The sequence below is a fragment of the Pseudoxanthomonas sp. PXM03 genome (genome assembly GCF_014852005.1).
Lineage (GTDB): Bacteria > Pseudomonadota > Gammaproteobacteria > Xanthomonadales > Xanthomonadaceae > Pseudoxanthomonas_A.
Genome location: NZ_JACVAU010000001.1, coordinates 121162 through 140355, shown reverse-complemented (window position 1 = coordinate 140355; position 19194 = coordinate 121162). Strand labels below are relative to the sequence as shown.

Genomic DNA, 19194 nt, shown 5'->3' with positions numbered 1-19194 from the left:
GGCCGGACGTCGAAGCGCCGTCGGAATTCCGACGAATCTCCTACGCCCCATCATCCACGATCATGCGCCGCGTTGCAGACCGGCATGCCCCCCATGCGCCCGATGCGCCTTCAACACGCCCCCGGCTGGCAGACGCCGCTGCTGCTCGTGCTGATGGTGTGGGCGCTGCTGGCGGGACTGGGCATGCGCGAACCGATGCCGGCGGACGAACCGCGCTTCGTGCTGGCCGCGCGGACGATGGTGGAGACCGGCCAGTGGCTGTTCCCGCACCGTGGCGTGGAGCTGTACGCCGAGAAGCCTCCGACATTCATGTGGCTGCAGGCCGTCAGCTACCTGCTGGTGCGCAGCTGGCAGGTGGCGTTCCTGCTGCCGTCGCTGCTGGCCGCGCTGCTGACGCTCGGGTTGTCCGGTGACCTGGCGCGCCGCCTGTGGGGCCGGCACGCAATGCCCTACGCCGTCTTCGGCCTGTTCGTCTGCCTGCAGTTCGCTCTGCAGGCCAAGCGTGCGCAGATCGACATGGTGCTGGTGGCCATGACCACGCTGTCGCTGTGGGCGTTGCTGCGCTATCTGCTGGAGAAGCCGAGTCCGTGGCTGCTGGCGCTCGGCACGTTCGCCGCCGGCCTGGGCACGGTGACCAAGGGAGTCGGCTTCCTGCCGCTGCTGGTGTTCCTGCCGTGGCTGTGGGCGCGACGGACGGCATCCCGGGCGCTGCCCGCACCGCGTGGCGTGCACGTGCTTGCAGGCGTGGCGGGATTCCTGCTGGGTGCGGGCACGTGGCTCGTGCCGATGCTGGCGACGGCGCTCTCTTCCCCGGACCCCGCGCTGCAGGGGTATGCGCGCGAAATGCTGTTCAAGCAGACCGGCACGCGCTATGCCAACGCATGGCATCACGTGAAACCGGCGTGGTACTACCTGCAAGCGATGCTGACGCTGTGGCTGCCCGGCGTGCTGCTGGCGCCGTGGCTGCTGCCCGCGTGGTGGCGGCGCGTGCGCCGGCCGGATGCGCGCCACGTCCTGCTGCTGGGTTGGGCGGCGCTGGTGCTGGTGTTCTTCAGCGCCAGCCCGGGCAAGCGCGAGGTCTACATCTTCCCGATGCTGCCGGCGTTGGCGGTGGCGGCGGCACCGCTGCTCCCGGGCCTGTTGCGACGACGCGCGGTGCGCGCAACGCTGTGGTCGTACATGGCCGTGCTGGCATTGGTCGCAGGCATGCTGGGCGCGTGGCTGTCGATGGCGCCACCCGAGCGCCTGCACGCACTGCTCGACGGCCGCGGCATGGACATGGCGACGGTCGCGCAGCTGAGCGGATGGCTGCTGGGATTCGCTGTCGTCGCACTCGCCGCGATAGTCGCCGCGCGACGACATGTGCCGGTGGCGCTGGTCGCCGTGACGGCCGCCCTGTGGACGGCGTATGGCATGGGCTTCATGCCGGCGCTCAGCCCCGACAGTTCGGCCAAGGCGCTGATGCAGCGCGTCGGCGAGCGGATCGGTCCGGATGCCGAACTGGCCATGCTGGGCTGGCGCGAACAGCACCTGCTGCAGGCGGACCGGCCCGTGACCGACTTCGGCTTCAAGCAGCCCTGGGCGGCGCAGTGGCAGCATGCGCACGCGTGGCTGCTGCAAGCGCCGGCGAAGCGCTGGCTTTTCCTGCGCAGGGAAGCCATCGGCCCGTGCCTGGATCCGGCGAAGGTGATCGACATCGGCGCATCCAACCGGCGCGCATGGATTCTTGCACCCGGGGATGCCTGGATCGAAGGCTGCGATGTGCCACCCGACTGGTCGGCGGATGTCGGCGAAGACTGAATCCGAAACAACGCCGCGTGCAGGCGGGAATCATTCGCGCGTGACTTAACGCGTTTCCGACGGCTGTCCGACTGCGCTACGACATCGCGGCCACGAGCATGCGTGCACCTTCCTGCACTCGCATCCGCATGCCCGTTTCATCGCTACCGCGCTCTCCTTCGACGGCAGGTTCCTGGCCGCGCCTCGCGCTGGTTTCCTTACCCCTGCTGCTGATCGCGTGGCTGCTGGCGTGCCGCATCGACCTGCCCTGGGCGGGTTGGCTGTTCCATTGGGAAGGCGATGCGTGGTCGCTGAAGCGCAGCGTGTTGCTGGAAACCGTCCTGCATCGCGGCGGCCGCACCGCGAGCCTGCTGGCTTGGCTTGGCCTGCTGGCCGCCACCCTGGTGCACTGGGCGAAGCCTGCATCGGCCACATGGACGCGCCCTGCCGCCCGCCTGCTGCTGGCACTGCTCGCGTCCACCGCATGCGTGGCCCTGTTGAAGGCGGTCACGCAGGTGGATTGCCCATGGGATCTGGCGGGCTTCGGCGGCCAACGCGCCTACGTGCCGCTGCTGGCACCGCGCCCTATTTCGCTGGGCCACGCCGCCTGTTTTCCCGCCGCGCACGCCGCCAGTGGCTATGCCTGGGTGGCGTCGTACTTTTTCTTCCTGCACGTCGCGCCCCGATGGCGGCATGCAGGGCTCGCGATCGGGCTGCTGGCGGGTGGCGTCTTCGGCCTGGCGCAGCAGCTGCGCGGCGCGCACTTCCTGTCGCATGACGTCGCCAGCCTGGCGGTGTGCTGGACCATCGCCTGTGCCGTCGAGGGAGTCGGCGCGCGACGCGGCCCGGTGACGACGGAGGCATGCGCATGAGCGTTTCGGTGCTCGATCACGCAGGCGCACTCTCTCGTTGGCAACGGTTGCGTGCCGCGCTGGCGGTCCGCCCGCTGGTGGGCACGGAAACACTGATCCTGGCGGCCTGCCTCTACTTCAGCCTGTTCGCGAACGCGGTCTTCTGGCGGGCGGCGTCCCCGCAGCCATGGGCACAGGGAACCTGGACGCTGTCGTTGTTCCTGCTGGTCACCGCAGTGCACGGGATCTGGCTGTCGCTGCTGGTCTGGCGCCGTACCGCGCGCGTGGTGCTGTCATTGCTGGTGGTGGTCGCGGCGCTGGCCGGGCACTACATGGCCGCGTACGGCATCTACATCGACGCCGACATGGTCCGCAACGTCCTGCACACCGATTGGCGCGAGGCCGCCGACCTCGCCGGCCCGGATGCGCTGCTGCCATTGCTGGCGGCGGTGCCTCCGCTATTCGTTGTGTGGCGCGTGCGCCTGCGGCCGCGCGGCGTTGCGCGCGCAATGCTGGCGCGCAGCGTCTTCCTCCTCGGCATGGTCCTGGTCGGGCTGGTCGGCGTGCTGCCTTCCCTGCAACCGCTTACCGCCTTCCTGCGCAACCAGCGCGAAGTGCGCTACCTCGTCACGCCCGCCAACGTACTCGTGTCGCTGGCGAAGGTGGTCAGCGAAGACCCGCCCGGCCGCGCCCATACCCGACTTCCCATCGGCGAGGACGCCGTGCAGTCGCCCGCTGCCACCATGCGGCGGCCACGCCTGCTGGTGCTGGTGGTGGGCGAGACCGCGCGTGCCGCCAACTGGGGCCTCAACGGTTACGCGCGCCAGACCACGCCGGAACTGGCGGCACGCGACGTCCTCAACTTCCCGCACGTCACTGCGTGCGGAAGCAGCACCGAGGTCTCGCTGCCCTGCATGTTCTCGCCGTGGGGACGCGAAAACTACGACGAAAAAGCGATCCGCAGCCACCAGTCGTTGCTGCACGTCCTGCAACGCGCGGGCGTGGCCACGTTGTGGCGCGACAACCAGTCCGGCTGCAAAGGCGTCTGTACCGGACTGCCGGTCGAAGACCTGCATGCACGCAAGGACCCCGCACTCTGCAACGGGACGCGCTGCTTCGACGGCATCCTGCTTGAAGGGCTGGAGGAAAGCGTCGCGCGCAACAAGGGCGACCAGGTGATCGTGCTGCACATGCTGGGCAACCACGGCCCGACCTACTTCGAGCGCTACCCGCCTGCTTTCCGTCGCTTCACGCCTGTCTGCGAGACCTCGGATCTTGGGCGCTGCAGCCGCGCGCAGATCGTCAATGCATACGACAACGCACTCGCCTACACGGACCACGTACTCGCGGGCGCGATCGATCGCCTGTCGACGCTCCCGGGCTACGACACGGCCTTGCTCTATGTCTCAGACCACGGCGAATCGCTGGGCGAGAAGGGCCTTTACCTGCACGGCATGCCCTATGCCATCGCGCCACGCGAGCAACTCGACGTGCCGATGGTCGCGTGGTTCTCGCCCTCGTGGCGGCAATCCACGCACCTGGATCCGCAGTGCCTGCGCGACCGCACGGGCAGGCAGGCCAGCCATGACCAGCTTTTCCACACCGTACTGGGACTCACCGACGTGAAGACATCGCTGTATCAGCCGGACTACGACATTTTCCTGACCTGCAGGAGCGCACGCTGACATGGTCGAGACGAGCACCCCCATGACAAGCCTTTCCGTCGTCATTCCTGTTTTCAACGAGGCCGGCAACATCGGGCCGCTGGTGCGCGAAGTGGTCCAGCACCTCCGTGGCCGCATCGTGTTCGACATCGTCTGCGTGGATGACCAGTCCGAAGACGACACCCGCGACGTGCTCGCGGCGTTGAAGGCCGAGGTGCCGGAGTTGCGCGTGGTGGTGCACCACCGGCGCAGCGGCCAGAGCGCCGCCGTCCGCACCGGCGTGAAGCATGCGCTGTCGCCATGGATCGTCACCCTCGACGGTGACGGCCAGAACGATCCCGGCGACATCCTCAAGCTGCTGGCGGCACGCGAGGCGGGCAATCCGCAGACCCGGCTCTACGCGGGCTGGCGGGTGGATCGCAAGGACACCAGCAGCAAGCGCTGGGCATCGCGCTGGGCCAACCGCATCCGCCAGTGGCTCCTGCATGACGACACGCCCGACACCGGCTGCGGCATCAAGCTGTTCGAGCGTGCGGCGTTCCTCGAGCTTCCCTATTTCGACCACATGCACCGTTACCTGCCCGCGCTCATGCAGCGTGCCGGCTGGCTGACGGTCAGCGTGCCGGTGTCGCACCGGCCACGCGGGTCCGGCCAATCGAAGTACACCAATCTGGGCCGCGCCCTGGTCGGCATTCGCGATCTGATGGGCGTGTCGTGGCTGATCCATCGCAGCCACGTGACCGCCGTCAGCGAGATCCATGCAGGGCGCAAATCGTGAACATGATGGACCAGGAAATCGTCTGGCTGGGTTGGACCGGCCTGCACATGACGCCGTGGAAGCTGATCGGCCTGACCGGCGCCGCCCTGTTCGGCGCGCGCTGGCTGGTCCAGTTCGTCGCATCGCGGCGCGCACGCCGCCCGGTGATCCCGCGCCTGTTCTGGTACATGAGCCTGTGCGGCAGCCTGATGGCGTTGAGCTACTTCCTGTTCTCGTCCAAGCAGGATGCGGTAGGCGTGCTGCAGAACCTGCTGCCCGCCTTCACCGCCGCCTACAGCCTCTACCTGGACATCCATCACCAGCGCCAGCAGCGGGCGCTGGGAAGCACGCCCTGATCAGCTGCGATTGGGCGTCAGCTTCAACAGGCGGCCACCACTGCCGTCTTCCAGCAGCCACAGCGCGCCATCGGGCCCCTGTTCGACCTCGCGAATGCGGCGGCCCATCGGATAGCGACGCGCCTCGCGTGCCTGCGTGCCGTCGAATTCGATCTCGATCAGCGCCTGCGAGGCGAGCCCGCCCATGAAGCCCTTCCCGCGATACCACGGGAACAGATTGCCCGAGTAGATGACGAAGCCCGCCGGCGCGATCACCGGTGTCCACCACGCTTCCGGTGCATTGAACTCCGGGCGTGTCGGGTGATCGGGAATCGGCGTGCCGCCGTAGTGGTCGCCATTGGAAACCACCGGCCAACCGTAGTTGCTTCCGCGCTCGATCAGGTTGAGTTCGTCGCCGCCCGCCGGACCCATCTCGTGGGTCCACAAACGGCCACTGCCGTCGAAGGCGATGCCCAGCAGGTTGCGATGCCCGAGCGTCCACACCTGCGCGGCGATACCGCCCTGCGCGGCGAACGGATTGTCCGGTGGCACGCTGCCATCGTCGTTGAGGCGGATCAGCTTTCCAAGCGACGACTGCAGGTCCTGCGCCGGTGCCATCGCCTGGCGGTCGCTGGAGGTGATCCACAGCTTGCCGTCCGCACCGAACGCCAGCCGATGCCCGTAGTGGGCATCACCGCTGACCTTCGGCAACTGCCGCCACACCACCTGCAGGTTGGACAGGCTGCCGCCGTTGCCGCTGGCATCCAGCACCAGCGTCGCACGCGCCACTGCGGCGCCGCGCGTGCCGCCGCTGCCGGCTTCGGCATAGCTGAGGTAGACCAGCCGGTTGTCGGCGAAACGCGGATGCGGCAGCACGTCACCGAATCCGCCCTGTCCCCCGTACGCGACGGTGGGCACGCCGATGATCTCGCCGACCTGGCCCGTGGCGATATTGGCCAGTCGCAGCCTGCCGGATTTCTCCGTCACCAGCAGGCGGCCATCGGGCAGGAACGTCATCGCCCAGGGCTCGTTGAACGTGGCCACCGGTGTGCTGGTGAAGGGCGGGTCCGGCACCGCCCGCGCCCGCGACAGGCCCGCCATGGTGCGGCCGGTTCCCGATGCGGAGGCATCGGATACCGGCGACGCTACTGGCGCAATGCCTGCGGCCGGTCCGGATGTCGCGGAGCCCGTCCGCGAGGCCACCACGACCTTCACGCCCTGGTCGTCCACCGTTGCCCGCTGGCATGCGGGCAGGCTCAGGCAACAGGCGAGCAGCAACGACATCCTCATGCGGGCGCATCCGGCGGGTGACTGGCTGCCGTTGTACTCCCGCGCGGTGAAGAAAAGCGTGATGGTTCCTGTGCTTCAGACCTTCAGGTACCAGCCCTGGCGGTCCATCAGGCGCACGACCAGCCACCACACGCCGACGAACGCCAGCGCGAACGCCAGCGACGGCACGTAAGGACCGAATCGCGGCGTCATCCATCCGGCGAAGCCGACCTGGTAGATCGGCCCCATCCAGCCCATGCCGAGCAAGATGTAGGTCATGACCGCCGCACCGACGTACGCGGCAATGGCATTGATGCCGAAGCGACGACCCAGCGCCGGCCAGCCATGCCGATCCACCAGCAGATGGCACGCCGCCAGCGCCAGCGTCGCGCAGCCGGCGGTGAACAGCACGTAGGACGATGTCCAGAGCGCCTTGTTCAACGGAAACAACGGCGCCCAGCCCAGGCCGAGCGCGACCGCGAGCACGCCCGCGACCGCAAGTGGCTTCACCGCGCCCGCACGCAACGCCTCGCCCGCGCGCACTCCGAGCAGCGTGGTGGCGATGGCGGGCAATGTGCTGAGCAATCCTTCGGGATCCTGCCCGCGCCCCGTTGCGGGGTCCCACTGGTACAGCCAGTGTCCGGACAGCGCGGTGTCCACCCGGGCGGGAAGATGCTCGAAGGGCGCGTAGCCCCACGGCGCCAGCAGCGCCCAGTAACCGAGCAGCGTGGTCACGACCACCGTCCATTGCAGGCGCGGTTTCAGGTACAGCGCGATCATCCCGCCGGCCGCGAAACAGAGCCCGATCCGCTGCAGCACGCCCCACGGACGGAACTGCGGACGATCCAGCAACCAGAATGCGAGCAGGTGCAGGGCCATTCCCAGCGCGACGATCTTCGTCGCCCGCCACAGCACGGCACGCACCAGCACCTTGCGCTCCACGCCGGCCTCTCTGCGTGGCACGACACCCAGCGCGATCGACACGCCGACGATGAAGAGGAAGAACGGGAACACTATGTCGGTCGGGGTGACGCCATGCCATTCGGCGTGCAGCAAGGGCGCATACACATGCGACCAGTCACCCGGCGTGTTGACCAGCAACATCGCCGCCACGGTCAACCCGCGCAGCGCGTCGACGGAGGCGAACCGGGCCGAGGCGACGCTCATGCGTACCGCGTCACTTCCCGCCGATCCACGTCCCTACCACCTGCAGGCGGGCGTCCAGCGCGACCAGATCGGCCTGATAGCCCGGCGCGATGCGACCGTGCGTGGCGCCCAAGCCAAGGAATTCGGCCGGATAGGTCGACGCCATCCGCAGCGCCTCCTCCAGCGGCAGGCCCAGCAGATGCACGCTGTTTCGCACTGCCGTGATCATGTCCAGCGCCGAGCCCGCCAACGCACCCGCGGCGTTGCGCACCACGCCGTCGATGGCGGTGATGGTTTCGCCGTACAACACGTAGGAGGGATCATCCGCGCCGACCGGTGGCATCGCGTCGGTGACCAGGAACACCTTGCCGCGCGGCTTGGCCGCCAGCGCCACGCGCAAGCTGGCCGGATGCACGTGCACGCCATCGACGATCACTCCGCACCAGCAGCCGTCGTCTTCGAGGGCGGCGCCGACCGCGCCGGGCTCGCGGCCCTGCAGGGGTGACATCGCGTTGTAGAGGTGGGTGAACCCGGATATGCCGGCATCGATGCCGGTGCGGACCTGTTCGTACGTGGCGGCGGTGTGCCCGGCCACCACGATGGCACCGCGCGCCACCATCGCGCGGATGGTGTCCGCAGGCACCTGCTCCGGTGCCAGCGTCAGCAAGGTGACGCCATTGGCCAGCGAGGTGGCCATCGCGACCTCGTCTGCGCCCGGTACGCGGAACTTGCCGGCATCGTGCGTGCCCTTGCGCGCCGGCGCGATGTACGGCCCTTCCAGATGGATGCCGAGGATGCCCGGAACCTGTTGCGCAATGGCATCACGCGTGGCGGCGATGGCGCGCGCCATCACGTCGGCATCGTCGCTGATCAGCGTGGGCAACAGCCCCGTGGTGCCGAAACGACGGTGCGCCTCTGCGATGGTGCGTATCGCCTCGACGCTGGTGTCGTTGTTGAACAGCGTGCCGCCACCGCCATTGACCTGCGCGTCGATGAAGCCGGGCGCCAGCAGTGCACCTCCGAGATCGACCCGCTTCGCTTCCGCCGGCACCGCGTCATTGGCGACGAGGTCGGCGATGCGACCATCCTGCATCAGCACCGCCAGGCCATCGACGACGCCGTCGGGCGTAAGCACGCGTGCATGGCACAGGGCGGTGGCAGGACTCATCGCATTCATACCGTTTCAGTGACCTTGTTCAGATGCGGCGGCACATCGGGATTGTGGCCGCGACGCAGCGCCAGTGCATTGATCGCGCGATAGAAGCTCTGGATGGTCAGCAGCGGCGCGCAGGCCGGATGCGGTGCTTCGACCAGCGGCAGATCGCCCTGCCGCGACGCCACCCACACCTGTGCGCCGCGGCCGCGGAATTCCTGCGCCAGCGCCAGCGTGCCGGCCTCGGTTTCATCGGGCTGGGCGAAACAGAGCACCGGGAAACCCGGTCCCACCAGCGCCATCGGCCCATGCTTCACCTCGGCCGAACTGTAGGCTTCCGCGTGCAGGCCGCAGGTTTCCTTGAACTTCAGGGCGGCTTCCTGCGCGGCGGCCAGGCCCAATCCGCGGCCGAGCACGAACAGGTTGTGTGCACCCACCAGCCCCTCCGCCAACGGCGACCAGTCCGCCTGCCACGCGCGCCGCAACGCTTCCGGCAGCGCCTCCGTCGCCGCATGCAACGGCGCTTCGTCCTTCCAGTACGCGGCCAGCTGCAGGATGGCCGCCAGCGAGCCGAGATAACTCTTGGTCGCCGCGACGCTGCGCTCGGGACCGGCGCGCAGCGGCAGCACGGTATCGGCGAGTTGCGCCAGCGGGGAGTCCTCCACGTTGACCAGCGCCACCACGCGCGCGCCGGACTCCTTCGCCTGCGTCGCGTTGCGCAGCAGATCCGGGCTCTTGCCCGACTGCGAAACCACCACATACAGCGCGCCGTCCAGCCGCTGCTTCGCTTCGTAGACCGAACCCACCGATGGCGAGGCCGATGCGGTCACCACGCCCAGCTGGGTTTCGAACAGGTACTTCGCATAGGTGGCCGCATGGTCGGAACTGCCACGCGCGCAAGTGACGACGAAGGGCGGCGGATTGCGGCGGAGGTCGTCGGCCAGCACCTTCACCGTGGCGGCGTTGCGGGTGTACTGGTCGGCGACGATGTCGGCGGTCTGGGCCGCCTCCTGGTGCATCAGCGTATCGGAGGGTGCGGGCAACGAGATGTCGGTCATGGGGAGGTCGGTTCGGGTCGGTCCGCGCGCGGCCTGACCGGCGCAGTGGAGCCACGCACCACCAGTTGCGGCACGAAGCCCTGGTTGTGCACGGGCGAAGGATTGTCGTCGTAGGCGTCCTGGCGCAGGCCGGCGATCAGCAGGCGTGCGGCCTGTTTCGCGATGTCCTGCGTGGCCTGCTTGGCGGTGGTCAGCGGCGGCCACGACTGCTTGGAAAACGGGCTGTCTTCGAACCCGGCGATGGACAGGTCGTAAGGCACGTTCATGCCGGTGGACTTGGCGGCGGCCAGCACGCCGGCCGCGATCTCGTCGTTGGAACCGAAGATCGCCGTGGGGGGCTCGCGCAGCGCCAGCAACCGGCGTGCACCCCGGAAGCCATCGTCGAAGGTGTAGTCGCCCGGCACCACCAGGTGTTTGTCGAGCTGGATGCCGTAATCCTTCAGCGCCTTCTCGTAGCCGGCATAGCGCTCCGTACTCGACCGGTGCGCCAGGCCGCCCCAGAGGAAACCGATGCGCTGGTGGCCGAGCTGGATCAGGTGTTCGGTGATCTCGTATGCGGCGTCGCGATCATCCACGTAGACGCAGGGCAGGCCATCGTCCGGATCTTCGGTGGCGGCGATGATGCGCACCAGCTTCACCCCGCGCGCGGCGAGCGCCGTCACCAGGTCGGCGCGCTCGGACATCGGTGCGGTCAGCACCAGGCCGGCCAAGCGCGAACGCTGCACGAACTCGACCAGCTCCTCCGCGAGCAACGGCGAGGTGGAATCGACCGGATGGATCTGCAGGCCGAAGCCGGTTTCCTTGCACGCGGCCAGCACGCCGTTCTGCACGCCGATGATGTGGTACGGGTTGGGGTTGTCGTACACCAGCCCGATCACGAACGGCGTGCCGCTGCGCAGGTTGCGCGCGGACTGGTCCGGCTCGTAGTCCAGTTCTGCGATCGCGTGCAGCACGCGCGCGCGGGTGCCCTGCAGCACCGACGGTTCGTTGTTGATGACCCGGGACACGGTCTTCAGCGAGACCTTCGCGCGTTCGGCAACGTCCTTGATGGTGGGTCGGCGCATGGGCGTTTCCGTCATGGAGGCGAGTCCGCCATGATGCCGCGTTCCGGCACGTCCGTCGCCGGCCGCGACCGACCCACCCGGTGTCCGGCCAGTGCGTAGTACAGGATGTACAGGTACCCAGGCACGGCCAGCCCCGCGAACACCGCCTGGAAGTCGTAGTGCTGCTTCAGCACCGCGAACGCCTGCGGCAGGATGGCGCCACCGGCGATGCCCATGATCAGCAGGGCCGATCCGGTCTCGGTATGCCGACCGAGGCCCTTGATCGCCAGCGGGAAGATCGCCGGCCACATCATCGCGTTGGCGAAGCCCAGCGCCGCGACGAAACCCACCGACACATAGCCATGGGTCAGCAGCGCGCCGAGCGCGAACAGCACGCCCAGCGTCGCGGAGATGGCCAGGTAGCGTTCCTGCGACACGAAGCGCGGGATCGCGACCAGTCCGACGAGGTAACCGGCCAGCATCGCGAACAGCGTGTAGGTCGTGAACAGCTTGGTCTGGTCGAGCGGCAGGCCGAAGCCGCGGCCGTACGTGCCTATCGCGTCGCCCGCCAACACCTCCACGCCCACGTAGAGGAACAGGCACAGCACGCCCAGCCACAGGTGCGGGAACTGCGCCAGGCCGCGTTCGCCATCGGCGGCATCCGCCACGGGCGCGGCGTTGGCGTCGGAAGGCTTCACCTCCGGCAGCGGCGAGAACAGGATGCCGATGGCGACCACAACCAGGATGCCGGCCATCACCAGGTACGGCAGATGGATCTTCGCGGCGAATGCATCCAGCAGCACCGCCTTGCCGGCCGCGTCGGCGGCCTCGACCTGCGCAGCGAGGTCGCCCACCCCATGCAGCACCAGCGTGCCGATCACGATGGGCGCCAGGATGCCGGCGATCTTGTTGCAGATGCCCATCAGCGCGATGCGCCTGGCCGCGCTCTCGATGGGGCCGAGGATGCTGACGTACGGGTTCACCGCCGTCTGCAGCAACGCCAATCCGCCGCCGATCACGAACAGGCCGGACAGCGCGCCCGGGTACCAGCGCTGGGTGGAGAACTCGCCGAACATCGCGGCGCCCACTGCCATCACGAACAGGCTGATCGCCAGCCCCTTCTTCATGCCGGTGCGCTTGAGCAACGCCGCCGCCGGCAGGGCGAGGAAGAAGTACGACAGGTAGAACACCATCAGCACGAGGAAGGCATTCACCTCGTCCAGGTCGAACGCGAGCTGCACGAAGGTGATCAGCGGTCCGTTGATCCAGGTGAAGAACCCGATGATGAAGAACAGCAGGCCGACGATGGCCAGCGAGCGAAGCGGGGTGGAGCCGGATGCGATGGTCATGAGAGTCCCCTCGTGCTGGCCGATGAGCGGGTCCGCAACAAACCCGCGACCGGAAACAACGTTGTCAAAGAATCCATCAAAGAGCGACCGTATGGGCAGTCGCGGCGACAGCGCAACCCCTTGTGTGAGCGCCAAGCCTTCGTGCACTGCAGCATGAAGTCCTGCGAGACTTGAAGAAAATTGACCTTCCTTTTCAATGATTAACCGCAAATATGCGGACAATCAAATGCTGAATACGCCAATTGTTTCCGTTTCGCTACACCCAACTGCCCGCCAGACGCCCATTTGATGACAGAGTCTTGACAACGTTGTCAAACACTTTCCACACTCGGGCCATATCGGGATGCGGGAGTCCCGGCCGCGAACATGTGGGGAGACGTGTGGTCGCCATTGCAAATCCAGTACCGGCAGATGCCATCCGCAGGGCGGAAGACGCCTTCATCGCGGCGGATGTCGGTGGCACGCATGTACGCATCGGCCTGGTCCGCGGCAGCGGCGATCCTGGCGCGCCAGTCAGTGTGCTCGAGTACCGCAAGTACGCCTGCGCCGAGTACGCGGGCCTGGGTGACATCGTCGGCGACTTCCTCGCCCGCCTGGCTCCGGCCCGGGTGAGCCGAGCAGTGATCGCCAGTGCCGGCTACGCGCTGGAAGACGGCACCGTCATCACCAACAACCTGCCGTGGCGACTGTCGCCAGTCGAGCTGCGCGCGCAGTTGGGCTTCGACGACGTTCGCCTGGTCAACGATTTCGAAGCCGTGGCGCACGCCGCTGCACAGATGGACGCCAGCGAGGTCCTGCAACTGGCCGGTCCCGCCATCGCGCCGGCGCGGGGACCCACGTTGATCCTCGGCCCGGGCACCGGCCTGGGGGCGGCGGTCTGGATTCCTGCCGGCAAGCGGGCCGTGGTCCTGGCCACCGAAGCCGGCCAGGCCGCGCTGACCGCCGGCAACGCACTGGAAATGGCGCTGCTCACCGAGATGCTGAAAACCCGCACCCACGTGCCGGTCGAACAGGCCCTCTCCGGTCCCGGCCTGATGAACCTGCACGCCGCGCTGTGCGCGGTGCGCGGTGCCGCGCCTTCAGCGTATGCGCGCCCCGGCGACATCACCGCCGCCGCCCTGTCCGGCGAGGACCCGATGGCGCGCGAAAGCCTCGACGTGTTCTGCGGCCTGCTGGGCAGCGTGGTCGGCGACATGGCGCTGCTGTACGGCGTGCAGGGCGGCGTGTACCTCGCCGGCGGCATCCTGCCGAAGATCCGCGATTTCCTGATTCAAAGCAGTTTCGTGCCGCGGTTCCTCAACAAGGGGTCGATGCGCGAGGCTTTGGAACGCATTCCCGTGAAGCTGGTGGAGCACGGGCAGTTGGGCGTCATCGGGGCGGCCAGGTGGTACCTGGATCGCGACGAGGGCCAATGAAGGAAAGCGCCGGCACAGGCGCGAAGCATGAAGGGGCGGGGTGCAGGGGATACGTGCAACGCCAGGCGACATCGAAGTACCAAGCACGGCGGAACAGCGCGAGCGATGGCTGCCGGAACTCTAAAACAATGATGGGAGAGACATCATGAAGTACCGCACCTCGATCCTTTCGGCCTCGATCGCCGCCGGGCTCGCGTTCTCGATGCAAGTCAACGCGCAGGACGCCGCACCGGCCGACACGACGGCGACCGACCTCGACACCGTCGTCGTCACCGGCATCCGCGGCAGCATCGAGAAGGCCCTCGATGCCAAGCGCGACGCCGCCACCCACGTCGAAGTCGTCACCGCCGAAGACATCGGCAAGCTGCCGGCCAAGAACGTGGCCGACACCTTGCGCCAGCTGCCCGGCGTCAACATCGCGTCGTCCAGCGCCAGCGAAGGTGGCTTCGACGAAGCCGACCGCGTCAGCCTGCGCGGCACCAATCCCAGCCTTACCCAGACCCTCGTCAACGGACACGGCATCGGCACCGGCGACTGGTTCGTGCTCAGCCAGGTAGGCAACGTCGGCCGCAGCGTGAGCTACTCGCTGTATCCGTCCGAGATCGTCGACCGCGTGGTGGTGCACAAGACTTCAGAAGCGAAGCTGGTCGAAGGCGGCACCGCCGGCTCGGTCAACATCATCACCCGTCGTCCGCTGCAGTTCGCCGAGCCGCTCACCATCCAGGGCTCCATCGGCGCGGTGCATTCCGACCTGCCGGGCGACACCAAGCCGCAGCTCGATGCACTGCTGAACTGGCGCAACGACGAAGGTACCGCCGGCTTCCTGGTACAGGTCTTCAATGAGGAGCGCAGCCTGCGCCGCGATGGCCAGGAAGTGGTGGGCGGCTACGGCACGATCGCGGAGTTCGAAGCGGACGGTGTCACCCGTACTCCCGTCGCGACCAGCAATCCGGATCTCGTGGGCGTGCTGTATCCCAACCTGATCGGCGCCGCCCTGTTCGAGCAGGTACGCAAGCGTCAGGGCGGCGTGGCGAACATCGAAGCGAAGGTCACCGACAACCTGACCCTGAACGTCAACGCATTCTACTCGCGCCTGAAGGCGGACAACTACAACCGCAACTACATGATGTGGGCCAGTCAGTTCATCAACGCGCGCGCGCCCAGCAGCTACACCATCGAGAACGGCGTGCTGACCAGCGCCACCTACGCGCCGGTCACCGGCGGCACGACCGTCACGCCTTACGGTGTGTACGACATGATCTCCCGCCCGGGTGCCGAATCCACGTCCAAGTACATCGCCTTGGATGCCGAGTGGAATGCCAGCGACGCGCTGAAGTTCGTCTTCCAGCTGGGCTCCACCAAGGGCCGGGGCAGCAGCCCCACGCAGGACGTGCTGGAAACCGGCATCGCCGGGAACGCAGGCGCGAGCTGGAGCATGAATGGCGTCAGCAACCCGATCGACTGGTCGCTGGGCGGCACCAATACCGCCGCGAACCATCTCCCGCAGAGCGGCTGGATCTTCGGCGCGCAGGGCATCGACGTGCTGGACAAGGAAGACTGGGCCTCGGCGGACGGCCAGTTCTTCTTCGACAACGACATCCTGTCCTCGCTGGACTTCGGCTACCGCTACGCCACGCATGAGCGCAGCAACGATTTTTCGCTCGCGCAGGGCCCCAACTGGGCCACCAACTGGACCGACATCGCGGCGTATCCGGCGGCGGGCGGTACGTATCCCGGCGACTTCGGCGTGGGCGGCAACGTGCCGTCGGGCATCTGGTACTACACGCCCGCGCAGCTGGCCGAGATCAACGCCCGCTTCGCCAACCGCAACAATCCGGAGCGCTTCTACTTCTCCGACGTCTACGGCGTGAAGGAAGACATCAACGCGGTGTACGCGCAGTTGAACTTCCGTGGTGACCGCTGGAGCGGCAACGCCGGCCTGCGCCACGTGCGTACGCAGACCGACGTGAACTACAACCAGGCGCTGGCGGTCAACTCCGGCATCCCGGGCGCGATCACCGGCTCGGCGTTCGGCGATTACCTGCCGGTCGTGGTGAACAACGACTACAACGAACTGCTGCCCAGCGTGAACTTCAAGTTCGAACTGACCGACAGCCTGGTGGCGCGCGTGTCAGGCAGCAAGACCATGACCCGTCCGGACTTCTCCGCGCTTGCCGGCTCGCTGACGCTCAACGACCTGACCCACGAAGGCAGCGGTGGCAACCCGAACCTCGACCCGCTGGTGTCGACCAACTTCGACGCTTCGCTGGAATGGTACTTCGCGCCGCGCGCCCTGCTGGCCGCCAGCGTGTTCTCGATGGACCTGGACGGCTACGTCGATTTCGGCAACGTGATCGTGCAATACAAGGACCAGCAGGCCAGCCAGGCCGCGGGCACGGACGTCTACAGCGACTACCTGGTGTCGATCCCGGTCAACTCGAACGGCAAGGCACGCGGCGTGGAGCTGACCTACGAGCAGCCGATCGGGGACAACTTCGGTTTCAACGCCAACTACACCTACGTGGATGGCGAGGCGGATGGCGGCAAGCCGCTCAACGGCACCTCGGAGAACACCTACAACCTGTCGGGCTGGTACGAGAACGATCGTTTCAACGCCCGCATCAACTACAGCTACCGCAGCTCGTTCTATGCCGGCGTCAGCCGCGCCGACAACTTCTACCAGGATGACTTCGCCACCGTGTCGGCTTCGCTGGGCTTCAAGGCCACCGACTGGCTGACGATCAGCCTGGACGGCCTGAACCTCAACGATCCGAAGCTGAAGTACTACACGGAGAACGACGCTGTTCCGGGTTACCTGCCGCACGCCTTCTACAGCAACGGCCGCCAGTACTACCTGAACTTCCGCTTCAAGTTCTAAGCCGCACGATGTAAGGGAACACTCTCCCTCTGCGGGCCCGGATCCGTCCGGGCCCGCTTTTTTTGGGCATGCTGTGCCCATCGCTACCGAGGACACCGATGAACCGACCCATCGCCCATCGCGCCCTGGCCGGGCTGGCCTTCACCCTGTTGGCTCTCGCCGGCTGCACGCCGAAGACCAGCGACGATGGCGGCGTGGCGGCGTCCACGCCGATCACGCCGTCGCTTATTCCGGCGCCTGCCGCACTGCAAACGGGCGAAGGCGCCTTTGCCATCACTGCGGACACACGCCTGGCCGCCAGCGGCGAAGCCGCAACGCGCGTGGCGCAGCAGTTCGCGGCCTACCTGCAGTCGGCGGGAGGGCCTGCACTGGCCTCCACGCAGGACGAGGGCAAGGGCGTGATCCGCTTTGTGCTGGAGTCGGCCGGTGCGGACAAGCAGAACCCGGAAGCCTACTCGCTCGACGTCACGCCCGACGGCGTCACCGTGAAGGCGCGCGATGAGCGCGGCCTGTTCTACGGTGCGGTGACGCTGTGGCAGCTCGCCACCCAGGGCGACAAGGGCGGCGTCACCCTGCCGGCGCTGCAAATCGAGGACGCGCCCCGCTTCGGCTGGCGCGGCTTCATGCTGGACCCGGCGCGCCACTTCCAGAGCGTGGACGAGGTCAAGAAGGTCATCGACGCGATGGCCCTGCACAAGCTCAACACACTGCATTGGCACCTGACCGACGACCAGGGCTGGCGCATCGAGATCAAGCAGTACCCGAAGCTCACCGAAATCGGTGGCTGCCGCATCCCCGCCGGTGATGGCGGCAAGGACCCGAAGACGGGCGAGCCGCGCCCCTACTGCGGCTTCTACACGCAGGACCAGATCCGCGACGTGGTGAAGTACGCCGCCGAACGCCACATCACCGTGGTGCCGGAGATCAACGTGCCGGGCCATGCGACCGCCGCCATTGCTGCGTATCCCGAACTGGGTTCGATCGACACGCCGCTGGTGCCGTCGAACGAATGGGGCGTGTTCCCGAACCTGGTCAACGTCGAAGAAGGCACCATCACCTTCCTCGAGAACGTGCTGGGCGAAGTGGTCACGCTGTTCCCCGGCACCTACGTGCACATCGGCGGCGACGAAGCGGTCAAGGACCAGTGGGAAGCCTCCGCGCGCGAGCAGGCACGCATGCGCGAGGTGGGTGCGAAGACCGAGATGGACCTGCAGGGTTACCTGGTCGGACGTCTGGAGAAGTATCTCGCCACACACGGCAAGCGCCTGATCGGCTGGGACGAGATCCTGGAAGCCAAGCTACCGCCGGAAGCCACCGTCATGTCGTGGCGCGGCATCGAAGGCGGCCTGCAGGCCGCGCGCCAGGGCCATGACGTGGTGATGTCGCCTTCCAACAAGACGTACCTCGACTACCTGCAGACCGCCTCGCCGAACGAGCCCCCGGGCCGTCCTGCGCTGATCACGCTGCAGGATGTCTACGGCTTCGATCCGATCCCGGCGGAACTGGAAGAGAGCCAGCGCCACCATATCCTCGGCATCCAGGCCAACCTGTGGACCGAACACACGCGCACCTTCGCCCGCCTGCAGCACAACGCGTTCCCGCGCCTTGCCGCCGTGGCTGAAACCGGCTGGACGCCGGCGGCGAAGAAGGACTTCGCCAGCTTCACCGCCCGCCTGCCTGCGCAGTTGAAGCGCTACGACGCCATCGGACTGGGCTACGCGAAGACGCCGTTCGAAGCCATGATCGCGGCCGAGGACGATCGCAAGGCCGGCACGGCGAAGATCACGTTGTCGAACCCGCTGGGCTATGCCGTGCGCTACACCACGGACGGCAGCGAACCGAAGGCGACGTCACCGGCCTTCACGACGCCGTTGGATGTGAAGCTTCCCGCCACCGTGCGCGCCGCGGCATTCGCCGACGGCCGTGCGCTGGCACCTGCATCCACGTTCGAACTGACGCCCGCCTCGCTGCTGTCGCGCACCGACGAAGCGATGGCCGTGTGTCCGGATGCCGGACGCCTGCTGCTGCGACTGGAAGACGATGGCCCGGCCGATGGCGAGCGCGCGATCTTCAACGCCACCATCTTCTATCCCTGCTGGCAGTGGAACCAGGCCGATCTCGACGGCATCGCGTCGATCAAGGTGCGCGCGGGCAGAATCCCGTACTACTTCCAGCTGGCACACGACGAACCGCACCGCACGTTCGAGCCGGCGAAGTCGCCGCTGGGCGAACTTGAGATCCTGGGCGGCGGCTGCAAGGGCCGCACGCTGGCGACGGTGGCGTTGCCGGCCGCGCCCAACGCCGATGGTTTCCTCGATCTTGAGACGCCGCTTCCGGCCGGTACGACCGGCAGGCAGGACCTGTGCGTGCGCTTCACCGGCGACACGCGCCCGCAGATGTGGGTCCTGGACCGGATCACGCTGCAGCCCCAGTAACCATCAGGATCCTGTAGGAGGGGCTTCAGCCCCGATGCTTTTCGTCAAATCGATGGGATATC

The 19194-nt window shown here is 67.4% G+C and carries 14 protein-coding genes; 8 read left to right on the top strand and 6 right to left on the bottom strand.

All coding sequences use genetic code 11. The features are described from left to right. The first annotated feature begins 93 nt into the window (after nucleotides 1-93). The 5 genes from IB223_RS00655 (at nucleotide 94) to IB223_RS00635 (ending at nucleotide 5407) form a co-directional block, all read left to right on the top strand. Nucleotides 94-1800 (top strand): glycosyltransferase family 39 protein, encoded by a 1707-nt coding sequence (locus IB223_RS00655; RefSeq protein WP_192201187.1) that lies wholly within the window; start codon nucleotides 94-96, stop codon nucleotides 1798-1800. A gap of 128 nt (nucleotides 1801-1928) precedes the next feature. Then, a complete protein-coding gene (locus IB223_RS00650) occupies nucleotides 1929-2651 on the top strand; it encodes a phosphatase PAP2 family protein (protein ID WP_192199780.1) in 723 nt (240 codons plus the stop codon). Then, nucleotides 2648-4315 carry a phosphoethanolamine--lipid A transferase gene (locus IB223_RS00645; protein WP_192199779.1) on the top strand — a complete coding sequence of 556 codons (1668 nt, stop codon included), beginning with the start codon at nucleotides 2648-2650 and terminating at the stop codon, nucleotides 4313-4315. Before IB223_RS00650 ends, IB223_RS00645 begins: the two co-directional genes overlap by 4 nt. Before the next feature lie 22 nt (nucleotides 4316-4337). Beyond that, nucleotides 4338-5072: a glycosyltransferase family 2 protein gene (locus tag IB223_RS00640; protein WP_192199778.1), complete on the top strand. Its 735-nt coding sequence runs from the start codon at nucleotides 4338-4340 to the stop codon at nucleotides 5070-5072. Nucleotides 5073-5074: 2 nt separating this feature from the next. Then, complete coding sequence (locus IB223_RS00635) at nucleotides 5075-5407, top strand: lipid-A-disaccharide synthase N-terminal domain-containing protein (protein WP_192201186.1); 333 nt, start codon at nucleotides 5075-5077, stop codon at nucleotides 5405-5407. Here the strand turns inward: IB223_RS00635 and IB223_RS00630 are convergent, their stop codons facing one another. The 6 genes from IB223_RS00630 to IB223_RS00605 all read right to left on the bottom strand — a co-directional run bounded on the left by IB223_RS00630 (nucleotide 5408) and on the right by IB223_RS00605 (nucleotide 12404). Further along, nucleotides 5408-6487: a PQQ-dependent sugar dehydrogenase gene (locus IB223_RS00630; protein ID WP_225590870.1), complete on the bottom strand. Its 1080-nt coding sequence runs from the start codon at nucleotides 6485-6487 to the stop codon at nucleotides 5408-5410. 264 nt (nucleotides 6488-6751) lie between these two features. After that, nucleotides 6752-7822, bottom strand: coding sequence for a heparan-alpha-glucosaminide N-acetyltransferase domain-containing protein (locus tag IB223_RS00625; protein WP_192199777.1), 1071 nt, complete (start codon nucleotides 7820-7822; stop codon nucleotides 6752-6754). Nucleotides 7823-7832: 10 nt separating this feature from the next. After that, nucleotides 7833-8978, bottom strand: a complete 1146-nt coding sequence (nagA, locus tag IB223_RS00620) for an N-acetylglucosamine-6-phosphate deacetylase (protein ID WP_192199776.1) — start codon at nucleotides 8976-8978, stop codon at nucleotides 7833-7835. Continuing rightward, on the bottom strand, nucleotides 8975-10003 hold the full coding sequence (locus IB223_RS00615) for an SIS domain-containing protein (protein WP_192201184.1): 1029 nt from the start codon (nucleotides 10001-10003) through the stop codon (nucleotides 8975-8977). The genes nagA and IB223_RS00615 overlap by 4 nt, the downstream gene beginning before the upstream one ends. Nucleotides 10004-10008: 5 nt before the next feature. Further along, nucleotides 10009-11076, bottom strand: a complete 1068-nt coding sequence (locus IB223_RS00610; protein WP_192199775.1) for a LacI family DNA-binding transcriptional regulator — start codon at nucleotides 11074-11076, stop codon at nucleotides 10009-10011. A gap of 11 nt (nucleotides 11077-11087) precedes the next feature. Further along, nucleotides 11088-12404 carry a sugar MFS transporter gene (locus IB223_RS00605; RefSeq protein WP_192199774.1) on the bottom strand — a complete coding sequence of 439 codons (1317 nt, stop codon included), beginning with the start codon at nucleotides 12402-12404 and terminating at the stop codon, nucleotides 11088-11090. 380 nt (nucleotides 12405-12784) lie between these two features. On the opposite strand from IB223_RS00605, the gene IB223_RS00600 reads away from it, so the two are divergent. The 3 genes from IB223_RS00600 to IB223_RS00590 all read left to right on the top strand — a co-directional run bounded on the left by IB223_RS00600 (nucleotide 12785) and on the right by IB223_RS00590 (nucleotide 19132). After that, nucleotides 12785-13819 (top strand): glucokinase family protein, encoded by a 1035-nt coding sequence (locus IB223_RS00600; protein WP_343227119.1) that lies wholly within the window; start codon nucleotides 12785-12787, stop codon nucleotides 13817-13819. Between the two features lie 145 nt (nucleotides 13820-13964). Beyond that, the gene (locus tag IB223_RS00595) at nucleotides 13965-16697 is read left to right on the top strand and encodes a TonB-dependent receptor (RefSeq protein WP_192199773.1); all 2733 of its coding nucleotides are present in this window, start codon (nucleotides 13965-13967) and stop codon (nucleotides 16695-16697) included. Between the two features lie 98 nt (nucleotides 16698-16795). Next, on the top strand, nucleotides 16796-19132 hold the full coding sequence (locus IB223_RS00590) for a family 20 glycosylhydrolase (protein ID WP_192199772.1): 2337 nt from the start codon (nucleotides 16796-16798) through the stop codon (nucleotides 19130-19132). Nucleotides 19133-19194 lie beyond the last annotated feature (62 nt).

Bases quoted from the DNA above. Each gene is read 5' to 3' on its own strand.
- IB223_RS00655 (WP_192201187.1), top strand. From the start codon at position 94: ATGCGCCCGATGCGCCTTCAACACGCCCCCGGCTGGCAGACGCCGCTG.
- IB223_RS00650 (WP_192199780.1), top strand. From the start codon at position 1,929: ATGCCCGTTTCATCGCTACCGCGCTCTCCTTCGACGGCAGGTTCCTGG.
- IB223_RS00645 (WP_192199779.1), top strand. From the start codon at position 2,648: ATGAGCGTTTCGGTGCTCGATCACGCAGGCGCACTCTCTCGTTGGCAA.
- IB223_RS00640 (WP_192199778.1), top strand. From the start codon at position 4,338: ATGACAAGCCTTTCCGTCGTCATTCCTGTTTTCAACGAGGCCGGCAAC.
- IB223_RS00635 (WP_192201186.1), top strand. From the start codon at position 5,075: ATGATGGACCAGGAAATCGTCTGGCTGGGTTGGACCGGCCTGCACATG.
- IB223_RS00630 (WP_225590870.1), bottom strand. From the start codon at position 6,487: ATGGCGGGCCTGTCGCGGGCGCGGGCGGTGCCGGACCCGCCCTTCACC.
- IB223_RS00625 (WP_192199777.1), bottom strand. From the start codon at position 7,822: ATGAGCGTCGCCTCGGCCCGGTTCGCCTCCGTCGACGCGCTGCGCGGG.
- nagA (WP_192199776.1), bottom strand. From the start codon at position 8,978: ATGAATGCGATGAGTCCTGCCACCGCCCTGTGCCATGCACGCGTGCTT.
- IB223_RS00610 (WP_192199775.1), bottom strand. From the start codon at position 11,076: ATGCGCCGACCCACCATCAAGGACGTTGCCGAACGCGCGAAGGTCTCG.
- IB223_RS00605 (WP_192199774.1), bottom strand. From the start codon at position 12,404: ATGACCATCGCATCCGGCTCCACCCCGCTTCGCTCGCTGGCCATCGTC.
- IB223_RS00595 (WP_192199773.1), top strand. From the start codon at position 13,965: ATGAAGTACCGCACCTCGATCCTTTCGGCCTCGATCGCCGCCGGGCTC.
- IB223_RS00590 (WP_192199772.1), top strand. From the start codon at position 16,796: ATGAACCGACCCATCGCCCATCGCGCCCTGGCCGGGCTGGCCTTCACC.